We start from the raw sequence: 14,599 nt of genomic DNA on the forward strand, positions 1-14,599 counted from the left end.
GGTCCGATGTGTCTGCTTTGCGACGATGAGAAGGCCTATCAGGCCTACATGAATTACCTCGACAAGATGGAGCGGCAGGGCAAGGCCGCCGATCCCAATGTCGCCGTCAATGCCGTGCTCGACGAGCTCGAGGCCGCCGCGAATGCGGCCGCCAAAAAAGACGACCCGGCCAACGACAAGACCCTGTCTCCCTTCTTCTGCAGCCCGATCAATAAATGACCGATTTGACATCGCTGACGCTGGCCGAGGCCCGCAAGGGTCTCGCCGACAAGACTTTCACGTCGCTCGAGCTGACCGATGCGCATCTGAGCGCGATCGAGAAAGCGCGCGTGCTCAATGCTTTCGTGATGGAGACGCCCGACCAGGCGCGCGCCATGGCGCGCGAGGCGGACGCGAAGATCGGGAAAGGTGACGCGGGCCCGCTCGCCGGCATCCCGCTCGGCATCAAGGACCTGTTCGCGACCAAGGGCGTGCGCACCACGGCGTGCTCGAAGATCCTCGGCAATTTCGTGCCGACCTACGAGTCCACCGTGACCTCGCAGCTCTGGCGCGACGGCGCGGTGATGCTGGGCAAGCTCAACAATGACGAGTTCGCGATGGGCTCGGCCAACGAGACCTCGTGCTTCGGTCCCGTCGGCAATCCCTGGCGGCGCGAGGGAAGCAACACGACGCTGGTGCCGGGCGGCTCGTCCGGCGGCTCGGCCTCGGCCGTGGCTGCGCTGCTCTGCATGGGTGCGACCGCGACCGACACCGGCGGCTCGATCCGCCAGCCGGCGGCGTTCACCGCGACCGTCGGCATCAAGCCGACCTACGGCCGCTGCTCGCGCTGGGGCATCGTCGCCTTTGCGTCCTCGCTCGACCAGGCCGGCCCGATCGCGCGCAGCGTGCGCGACAGCGCGATGCTGCTGCGCTCGATGGCCGGTCACGATCCCAAGGACACGACGTCGGTCGATATCGCCGTGCCGGATTACGAGGCTGCGATCGGCAAGTCCGTGAAGGGCATGAAGATCGGCATCCCCAAGGAGTATCGTCTCGACGGCATGCCGGCCGAGATCGAGAAACTTTGGACTGAGGGTGCGGCCTGGCTGAAGGCGGCCGGCGCCGAGCTCGTCGAAGTGTCGCTGCCGCACACGAAGTATGCGCTGCCGGCCTATTACATCGTGGCGCCGGCGGAGGCGTCCTCCAATCTGGCGCGCTATGACGGTGTGCGCTACGGCCTGCGCGAGCAGGGCAAGAACATCATCGAGCTCTACGAGAACACCCGCGCCGAAGGGTTTGGCGCGGAGGTGCGCCGCCGCGTCATGATCGGCACCTATGTGCTCTCCGCCGGCTATTACGATGCCTATTATCTGCGCGCCCAGAAGGTGCGCACGTTGATCAAGAAGGACTTTGAAGATTGCTTCGCCAAGGGGGTCGACGCGATCCTGACGCCGGCGACGCCGTCGGCGGCCTTCGGCATCGGCGAGAAGGGCGGCGCCGACCCGGTCGAGATGTACCTCAACGACATCTTCACGGTGACCGTGAACATGGCGGGCCTGCCCGGCATCGCCGTGCCCGCCGGCAAGGACGCGCAGGGCCTGCCGCTCGGCCTGCAACTGATTGGCCGCCCGTTCGAGGAGGAGACGCTGTTCTCGCTCGGCGAGGTGATCGAGCAGGCGGCCGGCCGCTTCACGCCCGCGAGGTGGTGGTGAATGTCGCGGGCTTCATCGCGAGCCTCGACGGCGCGGCGCCAGCGCCGGAGCTGAACGCGCCGCTCGCCGGTCTTTGGTGGGCTGCCAAGGGCGACTGGGACCAGGCGCACAAGCTCGTCCAGGACGACCAGGGGCGCGACTCCGCCTGGGTGCACGCCTATCTGCACCGCGTCGAAGGCGATCTCGGCAACGCCGGCTACTGGTACCGCCAGGCGGGCAAGCCCGCGGCAAAGGATTCATTGGAAGCGGAGTGGGAGCGGATCGCTGCCACGCTGCTCGGGAGCACAACATGAGCACGGCCACGCACAAGCTTCTCAGGGGCGCCACGGGTGACTGGGAGATGGTCATCGGCATGGAGATCCATGCCCAGGTGACGTCGAACTCAAAGCTGTTCTCGGGCGCCTCCACCACGTTCGGCGGCGAGCCGAACAGCCACGTGTCGCTGGTGGACGCCGCGATGCCGGGCATGCTGCCTGTGATCAACGAGGAATGCGTCAGGCAAGCTGTCCGGACCGGGCTCGGTCTCAACGCTCAGATCAATCTGCGCTCGGTGTTTGACCGCAAGAACTATTTCTATCCGGACTCGCCGCAGGGCTACCAGATCAGCCAGTACAAGTCGCCGATCGTCGGCGAGGGCGAAGTCGTCGTCGAGCTGGACGGTGGCAGGACGGCCACCATCGGCATCGAGCGGCTGCATCTGGAGCAGGATGCCGGCAAGTTGCTGCACGACCAGTCGCCGTCGATGTCCTTTGTCGATCTCAACCGCTGCGGCGTGGCGCTGATGGAGATCGTCTCCAAGCCCGACATCCGCGACGCCGAGCAGGCCAAGGCCTATGTGACCAAGCTGCGCTCGATCCTGCGCTATCTCGGCACCTGCGACGGCGACATGGAGAAGGGAAACTTGCGCGCCGACGTCAACGTCTCCGTGCGCAAGCCGGGAGCGCCGCTCGGCACCCGCTGCGAGATCAAGAACATGAACTCGATCACCTTCATTGGCCAGGCGATCGAGTTCGAGGCGCGCCGGCAGATCGAGATCCTCGAGGAAGGCGGCGCCATCGACCAGGAAACGCGGCTCTATGACCCCAACAAGGGCGAGACGCGCTCGATGCGGTCGAAGGAAGAGGCGCACGACTATCGCTACTTCCCCGACCCCGACCTGTTGCCGCTGGAGTTCAGCCAGGCGTTCGTCGACGAACTGAAGGCCGAGCTGCCCGAGCTGCCGGACCAGAAGAAGACGCGCTTCGTCGCCGATTTCGGCCTGTCGGCCTATGATGCGAGCGTGCTGGTCGCCGAGCGCGAGAGCGCACTGTTCTACGAGACGGTGCTCGACAAGCTCGCCAACCGCGCGCGCGACGGCAAGATGGCGGCGAACTGGGTGATCAACGAGCTGTTCGGCCGTCTCAACAAGGAAGGCCGGGATATTACGGACTCTCCGGTCAACGCCGAACAGCTCGCGGCGATCGTCGATCTGATCGGCGAGGGCACGATCTCGGGCAAGATCGCCAAGGATCTGTTCGAGATCGTCTGGCAGGAAGGTGGCGACCCGCGCGCGCTGGTCGAAAGCCGCGGCATGAAGCAGGTCACCGACCTCTCGGCGATCGAGAAGGTGGTCGACGACATCATCGCGGCCAATCCGGACAAGGCCGCGCAGGTCAAGGACAAGCCGCAGTCGCTCGGCTGGTTCGTCGGCCAGGTGATGAAGGCGTCCGGCGGCAAAGCCAATCCGCAGAGCGTCAACGACCTGCTCAAGTCCAAGCTCGGCGTCTAGCCTCACGCGTTCGAACGAGGTGACGGACACGCTCCGTCACCTCGCTTGGTGTTTGCGATGCGACGCTCGCGCGTCATCGACGGCGAAGATCATCCCGTTCAAGCGCGATGCGGCGGCCGAATCGCAGCCCGCGCGATTCGCGCAAAACGGCGACTTGCACACGCTCCGACGAGCGCTTCCGCCGTTAAGCATGAAAATAATTTCGTTGCCAAAATTCGCGACTCAGAGTCCGCGACTCGCCTCCGCGGCGCCGTCGCGCGCCGTGCAGCGTTCGTCGACGCACTGATCGCACGCGATGTATGCGCACAGAATAATACTTGCTGCATAGTGTTTTTCTGCAATCGCTGCGCTTGCCGATGTCGCTGTTGCGAGAAGCATTCGCAATCGCGGACGCGTGTCTCCGCGTGTCGGCAAATCAAGCGCGGCTGGCGCACGCGCGCTGCGTCGTCAACACTTCCTTAAGTCAGAAGATGTTTTTTTCGTCGTGTTGGTGTATTCGGGGTGAGTGCATTCGATCCCCGAATGCGCGCAGCGATTAAAGCCATCTCACACATCGGAGGGCAACATGGCCAAGAAAGCGAAGAAGGCGAAGAAGGCGAAGAGCGCAGTGAAGAAGACTGCGAAGAAGACCCGCAAGGTCGCGAAGAAGAAGAAGTAACTTCGCTTCTGAAGTTGCCGGCCCCTAGCAGCCGGCACGTCATCAGCGCCTCCCAGAGGTTCTGATCGACGATAGAGGGTGTCGGCGAGACATCAGGTCAACGGTCGGGTCGTTCTCTTTTACGGCCCGGCAGAAGAAACAAAGTTTTCTTCGTTCGGTGCGGTTCTCTTTCCAAAGGGCTCCGCAATTTCACAAGCGGCCTTCGGGCCAACGTGAAATCTGGTCCTGACGTGTTCGCCGACGCCCTCGTTCTCCCTGAGGCCGGGGTATTGCCGGCATTCCCTTTCCCGACATTGCTGATCTGACCGCGACGTCGCCGCGCTGCCCTGAGGCAGGCAGGCCACGGCGCCAGTGGCGTTGTGTGCGCCATCTCTTCATGCGCGGTGCCGTCGCCGGGCTACGAGCGGCGGTCCTGCACGCCGAGACGGCCGTGGTCGAGCCGATCGGCCGCGGTGCGCCGGATTCCCCGTGGGCGCGGGGACTGGCGGGGGCAGGGTGCGGTCACGACGGCGCCGCTCCCACAAATTGCAGCCGCAGGACGCCCACCACCGCGCGCGATGGTTATCGATGTCCCAAAATCCAGCGGTAAACAGAATCTGACGAATCGCAAAAGTGCCTGCAAATCAGGGACTTTTTGAATTCCGCGCGCGGGTGCCGCGCGCTCGCGTTTACGTCTGCTTCATCGCGATACTTAAACTGCCATTCAAATTTGCCCGCCATCATTACCTCCAACAACAAGCCGGCAAACGGCGTTGGGGAAGAGTTGAACGGCGCAGGATCCCAGAAAGGGATTTTGCAAATCACAGTTGGACGGGAGCCGCGCTCGGGGGACGAGGCGGCATAAGAAAAAGGGGATGCGTTATGTTTCAGGGTACTTTCGATCTCGATACGGCCACTCCGATCGATGCGAGCGCGCTGTCGGACGTGCTGTTCGAGCGCGGGATCTATTGGGCGAGCGGCCGCTCCGGCCTCGTCGATCTCGTCGCCGCGCATAAATGGTTCAACCTCGCTGCCCTGAAGGGCCGCAAGGACGCCGTGGCGCTGCGCCAGGAAGTTGCCGGCCAGATGTCGGATGCCGAGATCTCGGTCGCGCAGCGCGAGGCCAGGGCCTGGGTGTCCGCTCACTAAGAGCCGTCTCCGTTCCGATGGAACCGGAGCAGGGCTTCCGGTTCCCATGTGACGCGCTTTCCACGCGCCAGCCGATATCGCCTTCGCTCGAAGCGGCTTTGAACTGAGAATCCGGTTCGCCCCCGTGTTTTCACGGGCGGCCTTGGTTGCGCTGAATCAAATCTTTCGTCGTGCCGTCGCTTAACAACCGGCGCGGTATGAGCACCCACGACATCAATGAACAATGGCTGCCGATTCAGATCGCGCCCGACGACTGCGTTCTGGAACTCGGACGGCCCTACAAGACGGGCATCGTGCCCTGGACCTTTCCGGCCCGGCGCACGTCCGGTGTCTGGTTCAACGTCTGGGCCGACGAGCCGGTGCTGATCTCACCCTCGCATTGGCGGATCTGGCGCTCCGGCGGCTAGGTGAGGGCACGCATATATAAGGTGAGCGGGGAATCGGGCTGAGCCCAACCGTGTGGCTGCGGCCAAGCGTCGTCTTCAGGTGAAAGAACGGCAGACCCTGATTCTGCTGCTGGTGGCGGAGAGGGAGGGATTCGAACCCTCGATACAGCTTGAGACCGTATGACGCTTTAGCAAAGCGTTGCCTTCAGCCACTCGGCCACCTCTCCGGTGCGAGCCTTATGCCTCTAATTGCTTGGGCCGGTCAATTTGTAAGCGCGTGTTTGCGCTCGAATATTCCCATCGATTTTCCGAACAGACCCGGTTTGCTTCCCGGACGAGAACCGTTACGTCGCAAGAACGGACGCGGGGCTCGAACGTCGCGCATGTGCAATGAGACTGCTCGTTGCGGGTGAGTTTCTCTCGTTCTGGCGTAAGTGGCTGGATTTGCTGTAGAATCAATCAATCTCGTGGAGGGGGTCATCGAGGGAGCGAAACCCCTCCGTCTCGGCGATCGTTACCTTAATGTATTGATTTTGCGTGTTTTTATTTCCGAATGCCTGTGTCGCAGGTGGGATGAGCTGCCTCTAGACTGTATCGGCTCAGACAGCCGGCCGATCTGGTAACGGTGCTCTCGGCGGGACCGGGCGACGCGAGCGGCCGAACCGGATGGGCCTTCGCAGGACCAGTTGCTAAGGTCAACGAGTTGGATTGAGGGAGGAATGGGCTTGGCGAATGAGTTGCAGGCCAAATTTCGGCGTGCTGTCGAGGCCTTTCAGGCCAGGGACCTGCCGAAAGCGGAAAAAATCCTCGAGCAGATCAGGAGAGCCTCCCCGAACATCTTCGACGTCGCCCACTTCCTCGGCGTGATCAAGCTGATGCAGGGCCGATTTTCGGAGGCCGAGACTCATCTCAAGGCGGCGGTCGCCCTGAACGGCAGCAGCGACGAAGCGCTCAGCAATTACGGATACGCACTCAAGAGCCTCAACCGGCCCCACGAGGCGCTGACGTATTTCACGCGCGCCTTGGCGGTCAATCCGCGCAATCCTCTCTCGTACCACAACAGAGGCACGATCCTCGCCGAATCCTCGCGAAACTATTCGGAGGCGATCGAACAGTTCGACAAGGCGGCATTCTACAATCCGAACTTTGCCGAAGCCTATTCGAGCAAGGGCAATTGCCTCGAAAAGCTCGCCCGCTTTGAGGACGCTCTGGTAGCCTACGACAAGGCGCTTTCGATCAGGTCCGACCTGGAGCCTGCATGGCTCGGTCGGGGGAATGCGCTCCGGAATCTCAAGCGCTACGATGATGCGCTTGCCACCTACGTCAAGGCGCTGTCGATCAACTCCGGTTTCGCGCAGGCATGGGTCGGCCGCGGCGATGTTTTCGCCGATCTCGAACGGCATGACGAAGCGCTGGCCGCGTATGACAAGGCGCTGTCGATCAAGCCCGATCTCGAGGGCGCATGGGCTGCCAAGGGCCATGTCTTCTGGCGCCTGAAGCGCTACGACGAAGCGTCGGCCGGCTATGACAAGGCGCTCTTGATCAAGCCGGACCTGGAGAATGCGTGGCTTGGTCGGGGCAATGTGTCGTTTGACCTGAAGCACTATGACGATGCGTCAGCTGCGTTCGACCGGGCGCTGTCGATCCGGCCTGATCTGGCAGAAGCCTGGCTCGGCCGTGGCAACGTTCTCAATGAATTCAAGCGCCATGACGATGCGCTCGCCGCATTCGGCCGGGCACTCTCGATCAAGCCCGATCTCGCTGAAGCCTGGCTCGGTCGAGGTAATGTCGCGTGGGCTCTCAAGCGCTATGAGGAAGCTCTGGCCGCCTTTGACCGGGCGCTCTCGCTCAAGCCTCGCCTCGTGGGGGCATGGATCGGTCGGGGCAACGTCTTCACGGAGCTCAAGCGCCATGACGAGGCATTTGCTGCCTTTGACAAGGCGGTGTCCATCGAGCCGGATCTGGAGGGCATTGAGGGGCTGCGCCTTCTTGCAAAGATGAACTTGTGCAATTGGGACAATCTGGAGGACGAGATCGGTCATTTGACGGCGGCGATACGAGCCGGGAAGGCGAACAGTTCGCCGTTTGCGCTGCTGTCGTTGACCGACACTCCCAATGATCATTTGTTGTGTGCCAGAGCGTGGGCGCGCGCAAAGCTCCCGCAATTGTCCAAGCCGAGCTCAAGAGGTGAGATCCGCAGGAACGACAGGATTAGGATCGGATATGTTTCCCCCGATTTGGGCCAGCATCCGGTCGGGTACCTCATCGCCGGCGTCTTCGAGAACCACGACACTGATCGTTTCGAGACCTACGCCTTTTCGCTAGGCCCGGACGACAACAGCGATCTGCGCAGGAGGCTTGAACGGCCGTTTCATCGCTTCGTCGATTGTCACCACAAGGTCGACAGTGAAATCCTGAGGGCCATCGACGATGCTCAGATCGATATTCTCGTCGATCTTGCGGGCCATACGCACAATGCCAGGTTGTCGCTGTTCGCGGCCCGTCCCGCGCCGATCGCCGTCAATTATCTCGGCTTTGCCGGAACATTGGGGAGCAGCGCGCTCGCCGACTACATCGTTGCCGATCACGTCGCGCTGCCGGACCAAATCAGCCAATGCTTCGAAGAGAAGATCGTTCGCTTGCCCGGCAGCTTCATGCCGCGCGGTGACAACGATAAGACGATCGGCGAGGTGCTCCCCAACCGGGCTGATCACGATCTGCCGCAGGATTGGACGGTGTTTTGTTGCTTCAACAACGCCTACAAGCTTAATCCGGCTGTCTTCCGCTGCTGGATGAATATTCTGACGCGCGTGGACCAGTCGGTGTTGTGGCTGTCCGACGTCGGCGAGATCGCCAAATCCAACCTGCGAAAGCAGGCGTCGGGCTTGCGCGTCGACCCGGATCGCCTGGTCTTTGCAAAGCGCGTTCCGTCCTCGGCCGAGCACCTGGCGCGGCATCGCCTTGCCGACCTTTTCCTGGACGTGCTGCCATACAACGCACATACGACGGCGAGCGATGCGCTGTGGGCCGGTCTGCCGGTCGTGACGCAGATTGGAGATAGTTTCGCCGGCCGCGTTGCGGCGAGCCTGCTTGACGCCGTCGGCTTGCCTGAATTGATCACGCGAACCCGCGACGACTATGAAGCCCTTGCGGTCGAGCTCGCACTGGACAGGCCGAAGCTTCAGGGAATTCGCCAGAAGCTGTGGGACAACCGCTCAGCGACGTCATTGTTCGATGTCGCGCGCTATACGAGGCACCTGGAAGCTGCCTACGAGACCATGCATCAAAAGCATCTGGCCGGATTGCCGCCGGATCACATCGACGTTCGGCCGCTCTGATCGGGCAGGTCCATGACGTGCGTCTGCCTTGTTCGGGCAGGCGAACGGCAAGGCCGGCCGCGTATGCGGCCATCTCCTTATATGTCATGCGAGCGGCGAGGCTGCTCGATCCTGGAACGAGACAACCGAACCGGGCGAGGGGATATCGCGGCAGGCCGGGATGTCTTTGGTATCCGTGATTCCTGGGTTCCACCGTAGAGGCTCTGCCTCCGCCCGGCGGCAGCCCGGCCCGGTCGATTGTCCAGCCGGCACCGCGGTCTCTCTCCAGGCCCCGTCAGGCCGGATGCCCCGTCGCGTGACGCCCCGGCGCGATCCGCGATCGCCGGATTCTCCTTTGATCAGCCGATTCCCGGTCGTCGATTGCACCGCCAGGTGCGGGCCGATTCCACGATTCGAGGGCGTCAAATGCGTAACTCCGCGACCGACGGCGCGCGGCGCCTCAAGTGAGGAAATTCAAGGGCAAATGGAACCGCACCGAAAACAACAGTAAAAACAATATGTTGTGGACGCGTTCCGATCACATCTGCGTGTTATTTGTGCAACACCCATTGGAAAACGCGCTTCATAGGCCGGGTTCGGAGCGTTCTGTTGTTGTGTGTGCAAGGACGTTCGGTAATTGTGACTGAGCGACGGAGGGGGGCATCCCGAGGTCGTCCCGTTTTAGGTGGTTCGCTTAAGTCCCTCGCGTTCAGCGGGTGTGTCCGAAGGCGCGAAGCGACTAAGCGGTGAGTTAAGGGACAAGGGAACCAACCTTAGGGTGTATCACCCAGCGGATCCGGAACCTTCCCTATAGAGCAAACTTGGAGGTTTAACATGAAGTTGGTTAAGAGCCTTTTGCTCGGTTCAGCGGCGGGTCTGATCGCCGTTGGCGGAGCGCAGGCAGCCGATCTCCCCGTGAAGGCCAAGGCGGTCGAATACGTGAAGATCTGCTCCCTGTACGGTGCCGGATTCTACTACATCCCGGGCACTGACACGTGCATCAAGCTGGGCGGTTATCTGCGCGCCGAAGTCGCGCTGGGCACCAACTCGGACTTCACTCTGAACCAGAACGTTTCGACGCAGGGCGCCAACGGTGCGCGCAACCGTCTGACGAACTACTACACGATGCGCGCTCGTGAAGATCTCAACATCGACACGCGCACCGCAACCGAGTACGGCGTCGTCCGTACCTTCTTCGACGGCGTGTTCTCCTGGACCACCGGCAACTACGTCGGCACCGGTTCGGCCACCGGCACTACCGCCTACAGCGGCGCGCTGGCGACTGCCACGACTCCTGGCGCGACCACCACGTCGCTCTTTGGCTCGGGCGGCGGCTCGGTGAACGGCACCGACGGCAACACCTCGGCCGGTTCGCTCGGCGTGTACTACGCCTTCATCCAGTTCGCCGGCTTCACGATGGGTAAGGCCGTGTCGCAGTTCGACGCGCCCTGGACCAACTATCCCGGCAACAACTTCGACGGTCTCGTCGGCGGCAGCGGCACGGTCACTGGTATCAACCAGTTCACCTACACCGCTGACTTCGGTCAGGGCGTGACGGCGGCCTTCTCGGCGGAAGATCCGACCTCATACATGCAGGCCGGCAATCTCAACATGTCCGGTGCGACCGCGTCGAGCGTCCTCGGTGCTTCCTATGGTTCCAACGCCATCGGCGGTTCGCGTTCGCCGAACCTCGTCGGTATGGTGCGTGTCGACCAGGCCTGGGGCCTCTTCCAGGCGTCGGTTGCGGCCAAGGATAACCACGTTGCTTACTATGGCTCGACCGAGCTGACCGGCCACCCCGATGACAAGTGGGGTTGGGCAGTTCAGCTCGCTTTGTCGATCAAGAACATCCCGACTGGTGCGGGTGACGTGATCAACATTTCGGGCGTCTACACCGACGGCGCGACCCGCTACAACTTCCAGAACCTGGCGGGCAGCACCTACGTGATGTTCGGCAGCTCGGGCACGGCCTACCAGAGCATCGGCTACGCTTCGGCTCCGGACACGGTGTTCATCACGGGCAGCTCGCAGGAGACGGTCAAGACCTGGGGCTTCCGCGGTGCTTACACCCATAACTGGGATCCCTACTGGAACACCGCGATCTACGGTGCCTACGCTCAGGCTCAGTTCGGCACGCTCGCCAAGACCACGCTCTGCGGCGCCGGTGGCGCTGGCGGCGGCGTGATCGGTGCTGGCTTTGCTGGCGTGACCTCGTGCAACCCGGACTTCGCGATCGGCCAGGTGGGTATCATCACCCGCTGGACCCCGGTCAAGAACCTGACGTTCTCGGCTGACCTCGCCTGGACCCACCTCGACCAGAAGTATGCTGGTACGGTGACCCCGGCCGCTCTGGTCCCGGTTCCGGCCAAGCCGGTCGCGACCTACGAGCTCAAGGATCAGGACTCGGTCGTTCTGCTCCTCCGCGCTCAGCGTAACTGGTAAGTTTGGTCTAACGACCTGACAGAGAGCCCCGGCGGGAAACCGCCGGGGCTTTTCTTTTGAGCGGTCGCTCGCAGCCAGGGGAAGAGGTGGTCGTCAGGGCGGCAAGTCCGCAAGGCCCGCAAGGACGGCATTCGATGCCGGCTCTTGATGCGAAAGAGGCCGCCAACGCCGCGGCTTCCCGAGATTCCCGAGCGAAGCCGGCGTTATCTCGGATCGAGGAGCCCTCGACGCTGGCCAAGCCTCGCTCCATCCTGCTGCTCCGGCATTCGTAGAAGGTCTTTAGGCCGAGAACCTTTCGGCAGTCCTGGACCGCGGCACCGGACAAGGGCATCCGACCCATGGACCACTATTGGGGCCGTTGCTGGTTTGGGCCGCGACCTTGATCGGGGCAGCGCTCAACGGCGCGATCGAGACGGCGCCAAGAACAAGCGCGGACATGCCAACGTCGTCATGGCTCTCCTCGTCGCGTTGCTTGGGACGGCAGACCTCCATCCTGGAGACGGTGCAGGGGTTTACTCAATCCAGACCGTCTGGCGCGTGAGGGCCGTGCGTTGGCCCGCCAGGAGAGTGGCTACTCGACGCTGCCGGCGCCGCGGCGCAGATCGGCCTCGATCTGCAGGCGCGTGCCGCCGCCGAAACGGGCGCGGTAGACCTGCAGGTTCTCCATGATCCGCTGCACGTAATTGCGCGTCTCGGAGAACGGGATCAGCTCGACCCAGTCGACCGCATCGACCTTCGCGTCGCGCGGATCGCCGTAGCGGTCGACCCATTTCTTCACGCTGCCGCGGCCGGCATTGTAGGCGGCAAACGTCATGATGTAGGAGCCGCGATAGTCCTCGAGCAGCCCGCCGAGCTCGGCCGAGCCGAGCGTGGCGTTGTAGACCGAATCGTTCTTGAGCCGTCCGAGGTCATAGGTCGCGCCGTGGCGCTTGCAGACATAGCGGGCGGCGTCCGGCGTCACCTGCATCAGGCCGTAGGCCTGCGCCGGTGAGACCACCGACGGGTTGAAGGCGCTCTCCTGCCGCGCGATGGCGTAGACGATGCTGCGTTCGACCTCGGGGCCGATCGGCGTGAACTGCGGAATGCCGTTGACCGGGTAGGCGTAGAAGTCGAACGGCAGGCCGCGGTTGAGCGCGGCCTTGCCGAGCAGCAGCATGCCGCGTGCGTCGCTGTAGCGCTGGGTGACCTCGCCGAGGCCCGCGAGCGCTTCGGGATCGCCGTTCTCGCCCATGTCGGCGAGCATCGGTATCGCCATCTCGCGCTCGTCGAGCTCGTAGAGCAGCTGCGCGGCGCGGACGATCTCGAGGCGCTCGGCGCCGCGGCCGCGCGGCTGGCTGTTCAGCTCGATCTGCGGCAGGCCTAGTTTTGCGCGCGCGAGCTGGCCGTAATAGCTGGTGGACTGCTCGGCGGCGCGGGCATAGGCGTTGCGCGCCTCCTGCTGGCGGCCGGCGGCTTCCGCGGCGCGGCCCTGCCAGTAGCCGGCGCGCGCCAGCGTGGTCGGGTTGACGCTGCCGACGCCGATACGGGCGAAATGCTGGGCGGCGGTGGCGGGATCGTTGAGGAAGCGCAGCGCGATCCACCCCGCGGTGAATTCCTGCTCGGTCTTGTAGATGTCGCGCGAGGGCAGGGCCGCATCGCGCGCGATCAGATAGGCGCTGCGGAACTCCTCGGTGTCGATCATCTTGCGCGCCAGGAGGCGCCGCTCGATCCACCATTCGTCGAGATTGTAGAGCCGGTTCGGATCCTTCGGCGCCGCCAGCATCAGCTGGGCGGCCTCGGCAAACTTCTCCTCGCGGCGCAGCAGCTGGATCTTGCTGAAGATGAAGCCGGGATCGTTGTGCAGCTCGCGCGGCACCGCATCGAGCAGGGCGCGCGCGTTGGGGGCCTTCTTGACGGCGGCGATGCGGGCCTTGGCCAACGCGATGTAGCCGGCGCCGAGGCGCTTTGCGGCGCGCAGCGCGGCCTCGTTCTCGCTGCCGTAGAGCAGGGTATCCATCCGCGCCTTCTGGTCGCCCGCCGTCAGCAGGGCGCCGAACTGGTCGAGCGCGTTGTTCTCGGTGTCCTCCGACATCGGATCGCTGCGCCAGGCCTCGCGCACCAGTCGCTCGGCATTGGCGCGGTCGCCGCGCGCCAGCATCGCCCTGGCGAGCGTGAAGCGGCCCTTGGCGGAGATCGGGGATTCATTCTCGAACCAGGACCAGGCGACCGACTCGTCGCGCCTGTCGTCCCACATCGCGGCCTCGAGCCGGCGGCGCAGGAAGGTCTGCGACGGCCAGCTCGGATTGGCCGAGAGGAAGGCGCGGTAGCGCTCGACGGTCGCGCCGTTGTCCTCGCTGCGCAGGATGATCCACTCCGCAAGCTTCCGCGCGACGGGATCGGAGATGGAGGCGGCGTAGTTGCTGGCGTCGCCCGCCTTGCGCTTGCGCACGAGCTCGATGACGTTCTCCAGCGTGTCCTTGTCGGCCTGCGACGTCGACGAGGTCGCAGCGACCGCGGCCGGCGTGACCGGCTTGCGCGGCGCGGCGTGCTGGCGGGTCGCGGGCGCAAGCACGGGCGCCGCAATCGGTTTGGCCGGGGCCGGGGCGGTCGGTTTGACGGTGGCCGTCACGGCCGGGGCGGGCGCCGGCTTGGAGGAGAAGCCGCTTGCCGCCGGATGCGGCTTTGCCGCAGCGGCCGCTGCGGCGGGCTTGGGCTTATCCTTGGTGGTGTCCTTGCCGGCGCTCTTTGCGGCATCCTGGGCCGGCTTCTTCGCGGCGTCCTTGGCCGGGGCGGCGGCCGCACCCTTAGCCGTATTCTTGGCCGCGCCGGCCTTCGCCGCGTCCTTGCCGGTTCCCTTGTCCTTGCCAGCGTCCTTTGCCGATCCCTTGGCAGGTCCTTTCGCGCCGTCCTTTGCCGCTGGCTTCGCGGTCTCCTTGGACCCTTCGGCGGCCGTCTCGTTGGACTTGGCCAAGGCGGCGCAGCCGACCGACAGCCCTGCCGCCAGGCTCACGACCAGACCTAGGGATCTCCATGCGGCGCGCGGGAAGCAGGTCACGGCGTTTCGTCGCCCCGAATCAGTCAAGTGGCTCAAGACCTATCTGTACAGGATCTCTCGGTATTCGATTGAATATGCGGACAAAATACCAACAGCCGCTTACTTTCGGCGGGTTTGCACCACCACCGCGGCAAAATCGCGGCCTAAACAGTGCGTCACGCGGCAGCGGCCCTTT

At 63.7% G+C, this 14,599-nt stretch carries 9 protein-coding genes and 1 tRNA gene; 8 read left to right on the forward strand and 2 right to left on the reverse strand.

Going from position 1 to position 14,599, the window contains the following annotated elements; translation table 11 throughout:
* Positions 1-6: 6 nt before the first annotated feature.
* The 6 genes from A7X65_RS04010 to A7X65_RS04035 all read left to right on the forward strand — a co-directional run bounded on the left by A7X65_RS04010 (position 7) and on the right by A7X65_RS04035 (position 5,652).
* Positions 7-219 carry a hypothetical protein gene (locus A7X65_RS04010; RefSeq protein ID WP_008548392.1) on the forward strand — a complete coding sequence of 71 codons (213 nt, stop codon included), beginning with the start codon at positions 7-9 and terminating at the stop codon, positions 217-219.
* Positions 216-1,691 (forward strand): Asp-tRNA(Asn)/Glu-tRNA(Gln) amidotransferase subunit GatA, encoded by a 1,476-nt coding sequence (gene gatA / locus A7X65_RS04015; RefSeq protein WP_063683025.1) that lies wholly within the window; start codon positions 216-218, stop codon positions 1,689-1,691. The genes A7X65_RS04010 and gatA overlap by 4 nt, the downstream gene beginning before the upstream one ends.
* Complete coding sequence (locus tag A7X65_RS04020; protein WP_156527626.1) at positions 1,682-1,984, forward strand: hypothetical protein; 303 nt, start codon at positions 1,682-1,684, stop codon at positions 1,982-1,984. Before gatA ends, A7X65_RS04020 begins: the two co-directional genes overlap by 10 nt.
* Positions 1,981-3,459, forward strand: a complete 1,479-nt coding sequence (gatB, locus tag A7X65_RS04025) for an Asp-tRNA(Asn)/Glu-tRNA(Gln) amidotransferase subunit GatB (protein ID WP_063683026.1) — start codon at positions 1,981-1,983, stop codon at positions 3,457-3,459. Before A7X65_RS04020 ends, gatB begins: the two co-directional genes overlap by 4 nt.
* Before the next feature lie 1,519 nt (positions 3,460-4,978).
* Positions 4,979-5,245 carry a hypothetical protein gene (locus tag A7X65_RS04030; protein WP_063683027.1) on the forward strand — a complete coding sequence of 89 codons (267 nt, stop codon included), beginning with the start codon at positions 4,979-4,981 and terminating at the stop codon, positions 5,243-5,245.
* 197 nt (positions 5,246-5,442) lie between these two features.
* A complete protein-coding gene (locus tag A7X65_RS04035; RefSeq protein ID WP_063683028.1) occupies positions 5,443-5,652 on the forward strand; it encodes a hypothetical protein in 210 nt (69 codons plus the stop codon).
* A gap of 113 nt (positions 5,653-5,765) precedes the next feature.
* Here the strand turns inward: A7X65_RS04035 and A7X65_RS04040 are convergent.
* Positions 5,766-5,858, reverse strand: a tRNA-Ser gene (locus tag A7X65_RS04040).
* A gap of 498 nt (positions 5,859-6,356) precedes the next feature.
* Here A7X65_RS04040 and A7X65_RS04045 point away from each other — a divergent pair.
* Positions 6,357-8,969, forward strand: coding sequence for a tetratricopeptide repeat protein (locus A7X65_RS04045; protein ID WP_167358204.1), 2,613 nt, complete (start codon positions 6,357-6,359; stop codon positions 8,967-8,969).
* An 813-nt stretch (positions 8,970-9,782) separates the two neighbouring features.
* Positions 9,783-11,390, forward strand: a complete 1,608-nt coding sequence (locus tag A7X65_RS04050; RefSeq protein ID WP_063683030.1) for a porin — start codon at positions 9,783-9,785, stop codon at positions 11,388-11,390.
* A gap of 571 nt (positions 11,391-11,961) precedes the next feature.
* On the opposite strand, the gene A7X65_RS04055 is transcribed toward A7X65_RS04050, so the two are convergent.
* Complete coding sequence (locus A7X65_RS04055; protein ID WP_063683031.1) at positions 11,962-14,424, reverse strand: lytic transglycosylase domain-containing protein; 2,463 nt, start codon at positions 14,422-14,424, stop codon at positions 11,962-11,964.
* Positions 14,425-14,599 lie beyond the last annotated feature (175 nt).

The organism is Bradyrhizobium stylosanthis, assembly GCF_001641335.1.
Classification (GTDB): domain Bacteria; phylum Pseudomonadota; class Alphaproteobacteria; order Rhizobiales; family Xanthobacteraceae; genus Bradyrhizobium; species Bradyrhizobium stylosanthis.

What these genes read in the sequence shown, in the direction of transcription:
- A7X65_RS04010 (WP_008548392.1), top strand. Translation starts at nt 7, where the DNA reads ATGTGTCTGCTTTGCGACGATGAGAAGGCCTATCAGGCCTACATGAAT.
- gatA (WP_063683025.1), top strand. Translation starts at nt 216, where the DNA reads ATGACCGATTTGACATCGCTGACGCTGGCCGAGGCCCGCAAGGGTCTC.
- gatB (WP_063683026.1), top strand. Translation starts at nt 1,981, where the DNA reads ATGAGCACGGCCACGCACAAGCTTCTCAGGGGCGCCACGGGTGACTGG.
- A7X65_RS04030 (WP_063683027.1), top strand. Translation starts at nt 4,979, where the DNA reads ATGTTTCAGGGTACTTTCGATCTCGATACGGCCACTCCGATCGATGCG.
- A7X65_RS04035 (WP_063683028.1), top strand. Translation starts at nt 5,443, where the DNA reads ATGAGCACCCACGACATCAATGAACAATGGCTGCCGATTCAGATCGCG.
- A7X65_RS04050 (WP_063683030.1), top strand. Translation starts at nt 9,783, where the DNA reads ATGAAGTTGGTTAAGAGCCTTTTGCTCGGTTCAGCGGCGGGTCTGATC.